Source organism: Compostimonas suwonensis (genome assembly GCF_002797855.1).
Lineage (GTDB): Bacteria > Actinomycetota > Actinomycetes > Actinomycetales > Microbacteriaceae > Compostimonas > Compostimonas suwonensis.
Genome location: NZ_PGFB01000002.1, coordinates 852,796 through 863,999, shown reverse-complemented (window position 1 = coordinate 863,999; position 11,204 = coordinate 852,796). Strand labels below are relative to the sequence as shown.

Sequence of the window (11,204 nt, the reverse complement as noted above, 5' to 3'; positions counted from 1 at the left end):
AAGGGTGACCTTGTGGGAGAGTAGGACACCGCCGGACAACCATTACACGGATGGCCACCCCCACAGGGGGTGGCCATCCGCAGTTAACCCACCATAATAAACACCAACCACAACACCACAGCAGTCACGAGGAGCGCTAGCGTGAGCGATTCAACCAGGCCGGCCGACGAGCCGGACTCCGCGGGGAACGGTCGACGACCGAGCGGACGGGGCGAACGACCGGCATCCTCTGACCGCAAGCCATCTGAGCGCTCCGGTGGCGACCGCCCTCGTGAGAGCTACCGTCCGCGAGATGGCGCTGAGCGCCCCAACCGCGACGATGCACCGCGCAACGGCGCGCCCGATCGCGGTGGCCGCGACGGGGCATCCCGGGGCAGCGCGCCTCGAGACAGTGGTCGCGCCCCATATTCTCGAGATCGGTCCGACCGACCGGCGGGGGAGCGCCGACCGTACTCCACCGGCGGTGGTGGTGCCGGTCGTTCATCCGCTCCACGCGGCGACGGTGGCAAACGCCCGTACTCCGCAGACGGCGAGCGGCGCCCGGCCCCCGGTGGAGGAGAGCGTCGCCCCTACAACGGTGGAACCGAGCGTCGCCCCTACGGCAAGGACGGCGAGCGTCGCCCGCCCGCGGCGAGCGGCGAGCGTCGTACCTACTCGAAGAACGGCGAGCGTCCGCCCTACAACAGGGACGGCGGCCGCCCCGCTTACAGCAAAGACGGCGCCCGGCCTCCGTACGCCAAAGACGGCGAACGGCGGCCCTCGTCGAACGACGGCTCGCGCCCCACTTATCACAAGGATGCCGCGAGGCCTCCCTACAGCAAAGACGGCGAACGCCGCTCGTACTCGAAAGACGGCGCACGCCCTCCTTATAGCAAGGACGGCGGACGCCCTCCGTACTCCAAGGACGGCGGGCGCCCCGCCTACGGCAAGGATGCCGCGAGGCCCCCGTACAACAAGGACGGCGAACGCCGGCCGTACAGCGCCGACGGTGCAAGGCCTCCGTACAACAGGGATGCTGCGCGCCCTCCGTACAGCAAAGACGGCGAACGCCGTCCGTACAGCAGGGAGGGCGAGCGCCGCGGCAGTCCCGACGGGCGCGCCCCGCGACGCGACGACGGCGAGAAGAAGCTGTGGACCCGCGAGGGACGCCCTGCTCGCGGCGATCGCGATGCTCGCGCCCAGGAGATCGCGCTCACCGAGGAACAGCTGCAGGCCCGCGCTCTTCGCTCGGTGCGCCCACGTCACGACGACCCGGAGATCCCGGACGACGTCGAGGCGAAGGACCTCGACCGGGTGGCCCGCAACGAGCTCAAGACGCTCAGCAAAGACAACAGCGACGGGGTGGCCCGCCACCTCGTGATGGCGTCGCGTCTCATCGACGAGTATCCCGAGCTCGCTCACCGTCACGCGCTGTCGGCGGCCAGACGTGCCGGCCGGATCGCCGTCGTGCGCGAGACCCTCGCGATCACGGCCTATGCGACGGGGGATTTCGCTCTCGCGTTGCGCGAGCTGCGCACCTACCGGAGGATCTCCGGGCTCAACGACCAGATCGCGCTGATGGTCGACAGCGAGCGGGGAGTGGGGCGGCCCGACCGCGCGCTCGAACTCGGGCGTTCGGTGGACAAGAGCTCGCTGGCATCCGCTGTGCAGGTGGCCTTGGCGATCGCGATGTCGGGGGCACGTCTCGACCTCGGTCAGCCGGAGCTCGCGCTCGGTGAGCTGCAGATCTCGCAGCTCGATCCCGACCACGCGTTCTCGTACAGCCCCGATCTGTTCTTCGCCTACGCCGAGGTGCTCGACGAGCTGGGACGGGACACCGAGGCCGCCCAGTGGCGTGAACGCGCGGAGATCGCCGAGGAGGCGCTCGGAGAAGCCGTCGACGACGATGAGGACGAGACGATCGACGTCGTCATGGAAGAGTTGGACGGGGAGCCCGAGGAGGACGACGAGCTCTTGGATGTCGATGACGTCGACGCTGAGAGAGAGGTCGAGGAGCCGGACTCCGACGAGTTCGAGCCCGGATCCGAGCTCGAGCCCGAGTTCGACGAGGACGACGAAGACCTCGCCGAGGACGAAGACCCCGCCGAAGACGTCGACGGCCCAGGACCCGACACCGCAGCAGACGACCCACACGAGGAGACCGAGAACGCCGATGCCCCTGTTTCGACGGAAGAGTAGCGTGACGACACCACTTGACGGCGTCGACGCCGTGCTCGCCGATCTCGACGGCGTGGTCTACAAGGGCGCGGGGGCGATCCCGTTCGCGGTCGAGAGCCTCAACGCCGCCGCGGAGACGATGCGCATCGGCTACATCACCAACAACGCCTCGCGAACGGATGCCTCGGTCGCCGAGCATCTCACGAGCCTCGGCCTGCGCGCCGAGCCCCACGACGTCGTGACCTCGCCGCAGGCGGCCGTACGGCTGCTCGCCGGACTCGTCGAGCCGGGTGCGACGGTGCTCGTCGTGGGCGGAGAGGGGCTCACGAGCGAGGTGGTCAAGGCCGGCTTCGTGCCGACGGACTCGGCGCTCGACGACCCGGCAGCGGTCATCCAGGGTTTCGCGCCCGAGGTGGGCTGGACTCAGCTCGCCGAGGCGTCGTTCGCGTTGCACACGGGGATTCCGTGGGTGGCGACCAACAACGACTGGACCATCCCCGTCGCGCGAGGCATCGCGCCCGGCAACGGCACTCTCGTCTCGGCCGTGCACATCGCCGTCGGCCGCCTGCCCGTGGTCGCGGGCAAACCGGAGGTCGCGATCTTCGAGGAGGCGACGACGCGGTTCGGCGCGACGAACCCGATCTTCATCGGGGACAGGCTCGACACCGACATTCTGGGCGCGAATCGCGCGGGGATCACCTCGGTGCACGTGCTGACCGGGATCGACAAGGCCAAACAGCTGCTCGCGGCCGACGCGGACTCGCGGCCGAGGTACATCCTCGAAGATCTGCGGCAGCTGCACGAGCCGTACCCGGAGACGGTCTTCTCACGCGACGGATCGACCGCGACGGTGGGGAAGTCGACGGTGAGCCTGCGCGGCAACGACGTCGTGATCGTGACGCCGGGCGACGACGAGCTCGACCTGCTGCGTGCCGCCTGCGCGACGATCTGGAACTCGGGCCGCGCGATCTACGGACTCGAGGTGCCGCCGTCGCTCTACTCCTGAGCGACCGCTGCGTCGGGAACACCGGGAGCGTGCCGGTGGAGTGCCTCGCGCAGGAGGTAACGTGGAGAGCGTGAATCCTGAGAGCACTGCCGACACCGGAACGGATGACGCGCTCGTCTCCCGTCTGCGGTTGATCGAGGATCAGCCGCTCGACCAGAGGGCCGACGCCTATGTGCACGTGCACGACGAGTTGCGCGCTCGCCTCGAGGGCGGCGACGTATCGACTTCGGCATGACTGAAGCGCGGCTCGACGCCGCACTCGCCGAACGCGGCCTCGCCCGGTCGCGCACGCACGCGGCCTCGCTCATCGCCGACGGGCTCGTGTCGGTCGACGGCCGCGCCGTCGTCAAGGCCTCCGCACGGGTGCGCGCCGACCAGGAGCTCACGGTCGCGTCGAACGACCACTACGTGAGCAGGGCCGCCCACAAGCTCCTCGGTGCCCTCGAAGCGTTCGACGTGCGCGTCGAGGGCCGCACGGCGCTCGACCTCGGCGCCTCCACCGGCGGGTTCAGCCAGGTGCTGCTCGAACGCGGCGCCGCGACCGTGATAGCCCTGGATGTCGGGCACGGCCAGTTGTCGTCGGTGCTCGCGTCCGAGACGCGGCTCGTGCTCGTGGAGGGGTTCAACGCGCGGAATCTCACCGCGGAGTCGCTCGCCGCGGCATCCGGTGTCGCACGGAGGCCGGACCTCGTGGTCGGCGACCTGTCGTTCATCTCGCTCTCGCACATCCTGCCGCCCATCGTCGAGACGGCGGAGGAGGGATCGGATGTCGTGCTGCTCATCAAGCCGCAGTTCGAGGTGGGGCGCACCGGCATCCGCGAGGGCATCGTGCGCGACGCCGCGCTGCGTGCCGACGCGGTGGCCGGGGTCTTGTGGAACGCGTGGGACGCGGGGCTCGGCACAGCCGGCCTCGCCCCCTCCCCAATCGTCGGAGGCTCGGGGAATCGCGAGTATCTCGTCTGGCTGAGCGCGGCGAAGGGCAGCAATCCGACAGAATGGTTGGATCAGATAACCGCGATGGTTGGAGCGTGACGATGACTCACAGTGTGACTCGTGTTCACGGCGCGACCGACGCGGAAGCCGGCGCGGAAGCCGCTGTGCGCGCCGAAGCGCTCGGCGCCTCGAAGCGGCAGGGTGCGCGGAACATCCTCGTGGTCGCGCACACCGGCCGGCAGGACTCCCTCGACGCCGCGGTCGAGGCGTGCAGGCAGCTCGTGGCCGCCGGCGCGACCCCCGTGCTGACCGGGGCCGACCGCGACGACATCGTGGGCCAGGATCCCGCCCTCGACGGCATCGCGGTGCTCGACGGGCAGATCCACGCCAACGACATCGAGATCGTCATCGTGCTCGGCGGCGACGGCACGATCCTGCGCGCGGCCGAACTCGTGCGCGGAACGACCATCCCCCTGCTCGGGGTCAACCTGGGCCACGTCGGCTTCCTCGCCGAGAGCGAGCGAGACGACCTGGAGCAGGCGATCGAGCGCATCCTCGCCGGTGACTACGAGGTCGAGGAGCGTATGACGCTCTCGGTTCGGGTCAAGGTCGAGGCCGAGGTCGTCTACGAGTCCTGGGCCCTCAACGAGGCGACCGTCGAGAAGGCGAGCCGTGAGCGGATGCTCGAGGTCGTCATCGAGATCGACGGCCGCCCTCTCTCCTCCTTCGGCTGCGACGGCGTCGTGATGTCGACGCCGACCGGCTCGACCGCGTACTCCTTCTCGGCCGGCGGGCCGGTGGTGTGGCCGGGGGTCGACGCGCTGCTGCTCGTGCCCCTGAGCGCTCACGCCCTCTTCGCCCGCCCGCTCGTCGTCGGCCCCGACTCGTCGATGGCCGTCGAGATCCTCGCCCGGACCGACAGCTCGGCCGTGCTGTGGTGCGACGGCCGCCGTATGCAGGAGCTTCCGCCGGGCGCGCGCGTGGTCGTGCGCCGTTCGCCGACACCCGTGCTGCTCGCGCGACTGCACGAGGGCCCGTTCACCGATCGCCTGGTCAGGAAGTTCGACCTTCCCGTCACCGGTTGGAGGGGGCCGGTCGGGCGTGATTGAGGAGATCTCCATCCGTGACCTCGGCGTGATCGGCGAGGCCACCTTGCCGCTCGGCCCGGGCTTCACCGCGCTCACCGGCGAGACGGGCGCGGGCAAGACCATGGTCGTCACGGCGCTCGGCCTGCTGCTCGGCGAGCGTGCGGACAGCGGCGCGATCCGCCAGGGCAGCGCCCAGGCCTGGGTCGAGGGGCGCTGGACGGTCGATCCGCAGGGCCCCGTCGCCGAACGCGTGCGCGACGCCGGGGGCGACCTCGACGGCGACGAGCTCATGACGAGCCGCTCCGTCTCGGCCGAGGGCCGCGGGCGGGCGACGGTCGGAGGGCGCAGCGCGCCCGTGAGCGTGCTGACCGAGCTCGGCGAGCAGCTCGTCGTCGTGCACGGGCAATCCGATCAGGTGCGCCTGCGCTCGGCGGCGGCGCAGCGCGAGGCCGTGGACCGCTTCGCGGGCGGCGCTCTCGTCGAAGCGCTGCAGAGCTACCAGCACGCCTACCGCCGGTGGCGGGCCAACCAGGCCGAGCTCGACGAGCTCGTGGCCGATCAGGACCGCCGGGCACGCGAGGCCGAGGAGCTGCGGATCGCGATGGCCGAGATCGAGACGATCGCACCGCAGGAGGGCGAAGACGTCGAGCTCGCGAGTCGCGCCGAACGCCTCACCAACGTCGAGGAGCTGCGGATCGCGGCCGCGCAGGCGCACGAGAGCATCTCGTCGGAGAGCGGCGAAGGCCTGCCCGACGCGGTCGGCCTCGTCGAATCCGCCCGGCGCCAGCTCGAGCGCGCCGCCGACCACGACGCCGAGCTCGCGCCCATCGTCGAGGCGCTCGGCAATGCGAGCTATCTGCTGAGCGACGCCGCGACTCAGCTGGCGAGCTATCTCGCATCCCTCGACGAAGACGCGTCGCGTGAGCTCGAGATCGTGCAAGACCGCCGTGCCGAGCTCGGCACGCTCATCCGCAAATACGGCCCGACCCTGTCGGACGCGATCGACCACCTCGAGGCGGGCAGCACCCGCCTGCTCGAGCTCGACAGCGACACCGAGCGCATCGATCAGCTGCGCAGCGACGCGGAGGCCGACGAGCGTCTCGTCGCGGAGCTCGCCGGCCGGCTCACCGAGCTGCGGCGCGGCGCGGGGGAGCGGCTGGCGACTGCCGTCTCCGAGGAGCTGTCGGCGCTCGCCATGGCCGACGCCCGGCTCGCCGTCGAGGTCACGGAGACCGAGGGCTATGGATCGAGCGGTCGCGACCAGGTGGCGATCCTGCTGCGCCCGCACGCGGGCGCCGATGCGAGACCGCTCGGGCGCGGGGCATCCGGCGGTGAGCTGTCGCGGGTCATGCTCGCGATCGAGGTCGTGCTCGCGGGCACCGACCCCGTTCCCACCTTCGTCTTCGACGAGGTCGACGCCGGCGTCGGCGGTGCGGCCGCCATCGAGATCGGGCGGCGGCTCGCGGCTCTCGCGCAGACCGCGCAGGTCATCGTCGTGACCCACCTGGCCCAGGTGGCGGCTTTCGCGACCAACCATCTCGCGGTCGTGAAAGACAGCGACGGAGCCGTGACGGCGAGCAGCGTGCGCCAGCTGGCGGGCGAGGAGCGCATCGAGGAGATGGCGCGTCTGCTCTCCGGACTGCCCGACAGCGAGAGCGGACTCGCCCACGCGCGCGAGCTGATCACGATTGCCCGATCCACGATGGTAGGATGAAAGCCCGTGGTGAACATTTCGAACGCGGGCTCTCATAACGGCACTACCAAGCACATTTTCGTGACAGGTGGTGTCGTTTCTTCGTTGGGCAAGGGGCTCACCGCCGCCAGCCTCGGCAATCTTCTGACTGCGCGGGGAATCAAAGTGGTCATGCAGAAGCTCGACCCCTATCTGAACGTCGATCCCGGAACGATGAACCCGTTCCAGCACGGCGAGGTCTTCGTGACCGACGACGGCACCGAGACCGACCTCGACATCGGTCACTACGAGCGGTTCCTCGACATCAACCTCAGCCAGGCCGCCAACGTCACGACCGGGCAGATCTACTCGACCGTCATCGCCAAGGAGCGCCGCGGCGAGTACCTCGGCGACACCGTGCAGGTCATCCCGCACATCACCGACGAGATCAAGAACCGGATGCGCCTGCAGGCGCACGCCGACGAACGGCCCGACGTGATCATCACCGAGGTCGGCGGAACGGTCGGCGACATCGAGTCGCAGCCCTTCATCGAAGCCGCACGCCAGGTGCGCCACGAGCTCGGCCGCAAGAACTGCTTCTTCGTGCACGTCTCGCTCGTGCCGTTCATGAACGCCTCGGGCGAGCAGAAGACCAAGCCGACGCAGCACTCCGTCGCGGCGCTGCGCTCGATCGGCATCCAGCCCGACGCGCTCGTGCTGCGCAGCGACCGACCCGTCTCCGACTCCAACAAGCGCAAGATCGCGCTCATGTGCGACGTCGACGAGGCCGCCGTCGTCAACGCCGTCGATGTGCCGAGCATCTACGACATCCCCACGATGCTGCACGACCAGGGCCTCGACAGCTACATCATCGACCACCTCGGCCTCGACGCCGACGACGTCGACTGGTCGGGCTGGACGGAGCTGCTCAAGGCCGTGCACGAGCCGCGCTTCGAGGTCACGATCGGGCTCGTCGGCAAGTACATCGACCTGCCCGACGCCTATCTCTCGGTGACCGAGGCGCTGCGCGCGGGCGGGTTCGCGCACCAGACGAAGGTGCACCTCAAGTGGATCCCGTCCGACGAGTGCGAGACCCCGGAAGGCGCCGCCCGGCAGCTGAGCGACGTCGACGGCATCTGCGTGCCGGGCGGCTTCGGAGTGCGCGGCATCGAGGGCAAACTGGGGGCGCTGCGCTTCGCTCGCGAGAACGGCATCCCGGCCCTCGGGCTGTGCCTCGGCCTGCAGTGCATGGTCATCGAGTACGCCCGGAACGTCGTGGGCCTCGACGGCGCCTCGTCGTCGGAGTTCGACCCCGACACCGAGTTCCCCGTGATCGCGACGATGGCCGAGCAGGTGGAGATCATCGCCGGCGGCGACCTCGGCGGCACCATGCGCCTCGGCCTGTACCCCGCGAGCCTCGCGAGCGGTTCGATCGTCGAGGAGCTCTACGACGCAGACACCGTGAGCGAGCGCCACCGCCACCGCTATGAGGTCAACAACGGCTACCGCGGGCAGATCGCCGATGCGGGCATGCGGTTCTCCGGAACCTCGCCCGACGGCCAGCTCGTCGAGTACGTCGAGCTGCCGCGCGACGCGCACCCGTTCTACGTCGGCACGCAGGCGCACCCCGAGCTCCGTTCGCGCCCCAATCGCGCGCACCCCCTCTTCAGCGGCCTCATCTCCGCGGCGCTCGAGCGCCAGGAGGCCAGCCGGCTCTTCGAAGTGCAGGATGCCTGAGTGAGCGATCCCGAGATGACCGACCCCGAGGCGAGCGGCGCGACGCTGAGCGACGACCCGTTCGAGCCGCAGCTCGTGCACAGCGAGCGGGTCTTCGAGGGCAAGGTCTGGGATCTGCGCCGCGACGAGTTCCTCTACAACGGCGACCCGATCGTGCGCGAGTACGTCGACCACACGGGCGCCGTCGCGGTCCTCGCCCTCGACGACGAGGAGCGGGTGCTGCTCATCAAGCAGTACCGGCATCCGGTGCGCACCCGCGACTGGGAGATCCCGGCGGGGCTGCTCGACGTGCAGGGGGAGGACCCTCTCGTGGCGGCGCAACGCGAGCTGGCCGAGGAGGCCGACCTCGTGGCATCCGAGTGGGCCGTGCTCGGCGAGTTCTACACCTCGCCCGGCGGAAGCGACGAGGCGATCCGCATCTACCTCGCCCGCGGGGTGAGCGCGGCAGCCGAGGTCTTCGCACGCGCGGAGGAGGAGGCCGACATCGAGGTGGCCTGGGTTCCCCTCGAGGAGGTCGTGCAGGCGGTGCTCGCGCGCCGGGTGCAGAACCCCTCGCTCGTGATCGGCGTGCTCGCGGCGCACGCCTCGAAGGCGCAGGGCTGGGCGACGCTCGGCGCGGCCGATGAGCCGTGGCCGCGGCATCCGAAGCTCGGCCGCTGAGCACGGGGCACACGGCGATGCGGCTGCAGGCGGCGCTCGACGGCTACCTGCGGTTCGTCACGATCGAGCGCGGGCTCTCGGCGAACACGGTCGGCGCTTATGAGCGCGATCTCGGCCGTTACGTCGACTGGCTGGACGAGAACGGGGTGACCGAGCCCGGTGCGATCACGTCTCAGCACATCGCGGAGTTCGTTCGCTCGCTCGGAGCCGGCGAGGTGCCGCTCGCCGCGTCATCCGTCGCCCGCACGCTGTCGTCGGTGCGGGGGCTGCACCGTTTTCTGCTCACGGAGGGCATCGTCGAGACGGATGTCGCGAGCGAGAGCAAACCCCCGAAACTGTCGAGCCGGCTGCCCAAGGCGATCAGCATCGAGCAGGTGAACGCGCTGCTCGCGGCGACCGACGGCGACGAGCTGCCGAGGCTGCGCGACAAGGCCCTGCTCGAGCTGCTCTACGCGACCGGCGCGCGGGTGAGCGAGGCCGTGGACCTCAACGTCGACGACGTGATCGACGACGACGTGGTGCGCCTGTTCGGCAAAGGCCGCAAGCAGCGCGTCGTTCCGCTCGGCAGCTACGCCCGGGCGGCGATCGACGCCTACCTCGTGCGGGCGCGGCCGCTGCTCTCGGCCCGCGGGCCGTCGACGCCGGCGCTGTTCCTGGGGGTGCGCGGCGCGCGGCTGTCGAGGCAGAACGCCTGGCTCATCATCCGGGCCGCGGCCGAGCGCGCGAAGCTCGACGTCGAGATCTCGCCGCACACGCTGCGCCACTCCTTCGCGACCCACCTGCTCGCGGGCGGTGCGGACGTGCGTGTGGTGCAGGAGCTGCTCGGTCACTCCTCGGTCGCGACGACCCAGATCTACACGCTCGTGACCGCCGACACCCTGCGCGACATGTACACGACGGCGCATCCGCGGGCCCGCTGACCTCCTTTCCCCTTTTTTTCTGAAAACGACGGAGATTTCGCAGAATCCGGGGCTTTTCGGCACGCAAACCGTGATTCGGCGAGGAATCTCCGTCGTTTTGAGTTCTGGGCGGGGGAGGAGGACGGTGAGGCCGAGCGCGCGTGGGGGTCGCGAACTCGCGCCTCACAGCCCGAGTTCGTAGGGTTGGTGGATGAACCAACCTCACGAATCGCGTCACGTCGCCCTGCCGCGTCATGAGTCGGGCCCGGTCGACGGCCCCCACGCTCTGCTCGTGCACGGTCTCGGCGCGAGTTCGCGCGCGCTGTGGCGGATCGCCGTCTGGCTCGAGGCCCGGGGCTGGCGGGTCGTGTCCGTCGATCTGAGGGGGCACGGCGCCGCGCCGGATGCGCAGAGCTACGGCATGGTCGAGCACGCGGCCGACCTCGCGGCAGTGCACCCCGGCGGTGACGGGGGATCGTGGGATCTCGTGGTCGGCCATTCGCTCGGCGGGGCGGCATCCATCGTCGCGGCGGCCACCGAACCGGGATGGGCCGACCGCCTGGTGCTCATCGAGCCGGTGCTGCTCATCGAGGAGTCCGCGCGGGCCGAGGTCATCGCCGATCAGCTGAGCGAGTTGAACAGGGATGCCGCGACCCTCGCCGCGGAACAGCCGGGCTGGAACGAACGCGACGTGCTCGCCAAGGCCCACGGCTCGCAGACGGCGCGCAGCGAGGCCGTCGAGGGCACCATCGCGCACACGGCGGTCTGGGACTTCCGTGAGGACGCCGCCCGGCTGAAGGTTCCCGCGCTCGTGCTGCGCAGCGATCCGCTCGTCTTCAGCATGCTCGAGGAGCGGATCGCGGCAGCGTTCGTCGCCGCGAACCCGCGGGTGAGCGTGGTGGCGATCGATGGCGCCGGGCACGGCCCGCATCGGGACCGGCCGGAGCAGACCCTCACGGCGATCGCCGAGTTTTTGGGCCCTCTCGGCCGGTGACGCCCGTGCGCCTCGAGCCCGCAGCCGGAGGCCGGGGATAGGATGTGGAGGCAAGACT

10 protein-coding genes are annotated in these 11,204 nt (G+C 70.2%); all 10 read left to right on the top strand.

The window, feature by feature from the left end; translation table 11 throughout:
- Positions 1 to 141 precede the first annotated feature (141 nt).
- The 10 genes from CLV54_RS17905 (at position 142) to CLV54_RS07800 (ending at position 11,146) form a co-directional block, all read left to right on the top strand.
- Positions 142 to 2,178: a primosomal protein gene (locus CLV54_RS17905; protein ID WP_245861477.1), complete on the top strand. Its 2,037-nt coding sequence runs from the start codon at positions 142 to 144 to the stop codon at positions 2,176 to 2,178.
- Entirely contained in the window at positions 2,153 to 3,163 is a 1,011-nt protein-coding gene (locus tag CLV54_RS07835; protein WP_100344346.1) for an HAD-IIA family hydrolase, read from the top strand. The genes CLV54_RS17905 and CLV54_RS07835 overlap by 26 nt, the downstream gene beginning before the upstream one ends.
- Before the next feature lie 70 nt (positions 3,164 to 3,233).
- Positions 3,234 to 3,398 carry a hypothetical protein gene (locus tag CLV54_RS17670; RefSeq protein ID WP_170061965.1) on the top strand — a complete coding sequence of 55 codons (165 nt, stop codon included), beginning with the start codon at positions 3,234 to 3,236 and terminating at the stop codon, positions 3,396 to 3,398.
- Entirely contained in the window at positions 3,395 to 4,195 is an 801-nt protein-coding gene (locus tag CLV54_RS07830) for a TlyA family RNA methyltransferase (protein WP_100344345.1), read from the top strand. Before CLV54_RS17670 ends, CLV54_RS07830 begins: the two co-directional genes overlap by 4 nt.
- Before the next feature lie 65 nt (positions 4,196 to 4,260).
- Positions 4,261 to 5,205: an NAD kinase gene (locus CLV54_RS07825; RefSeq protein ID WP_245861514.1), complete on the top strand. Its 945-nt coding sequence runs from the start codon at positions 4,261 to 4,263 to the stop codon at positions 5,203 to 5,205.
- Entirely contained in the window at positions 5,198 to 6,898 is a 1,701-nt protein-coding gene (gene recN / locus CLV54_RS07820) for a DNA repair protein RecN (protein ID WP_100344343.1), read from the top strand. The genes CLV54_RS07825 and recN overlap by 8 nt, the downstream gene beginning before the upstream one ends.
- A gap of 9 nt (positions 6,899 to 6,907) precedes the next feature.
- Positions 6,908 to 8,593 carry a CTP synthase gene (locus tag CLV54_RS07815; protein WP_245861512.1) on the top strand — a complete coding sequence of 562 codons (1,686 nt, stop codon included), beginning with the start codon at positions 6,908 to 6,910 and terminating at the stop codon, positions 8,591 to 8,593.
- A gap of 15 nt (positions 8,594 to 8,608) precedes the next feature.
- Positions 8,609 to 9,253 (top strand): NUDIX domain-containing protein, encoded by a 645-nt coding sequence (locus tag CLV54_RS07810; RefSeq protein WP_100344436.1) that lies wholly within the window; start codon positions 8,609 to 8,611, stop codon positions 9,251 to 9,253.
- A 17-nt stretch (positions 9,254 to 9,270) separates the two neighbouring features.
- Positions 9,271 to 10,173: a site-specific tyrosine recombinase XerD gene (gene xerD, locus CLV54_RS07805; RefSeq protein WP_100344435.1), complete on the top strand. Its 903-nt coding sequence runs from the start codon at positions 9,271 to 9,273 to the stop codon at positions 10,171 to 10,173.
- Positions 10,174 to 10,363: 190 nt separating this feature from the next.
- Positions 10,364 to 11,146 carry an alpha/beta fold hydrolase gene (locus tag CLV54_RS07800; RefSeq protein ID WP_100344341.1) on the top strand — a complete coding sequence of 261 codons (783 nt, stop codon included), beginning with the start codon at positions 10,364 to 10,366 and terminating at the stop codon, positions 11,144 to 11,146.
- Positions 11,147 to 11,204 lie beyond the last annotated feature (58 nt).

Excerpts from the sequence above, each read along its gene's own strand:
- CLV54_RS07800 (WP_100344341.1), top strand. The coding sequence starts at position 10,364 with ATGAACCAACCTCACGAATCGCGTCACGTCGCCCTGCCGCGTCATGAG.
- CLV54_RS07810 (WP_100344436.1), top strand. The coding sequence starts at position 8,609 with ATGACCGACCCCGAGGCGAGCGGCGCGACGCTGAGCGACGACCCGTTC.
- CLV54_RS07830 (WP_100344345.1), top strand. The coding sequence starts at position 3,395 with ATGACTGAAGCGCGGCTCGACGCCGCACTCGCCGAACGCGGCCTCGCC.
- xerD (WP_100344435.1), top strand. The coding sequence starts at position 9,271 with ATGCGGCTGCAGGCGGCGCTCGACGGCTACCTGCGGTTCGTCACGATC.
- CLV54_RS07835 (WP_100344346.1), top strand. The coding sequence starts at position 2,153 with ATGCCCCTGTTTCGACGGAAGAGTAGCGTGACGACACCACTTGACGGC.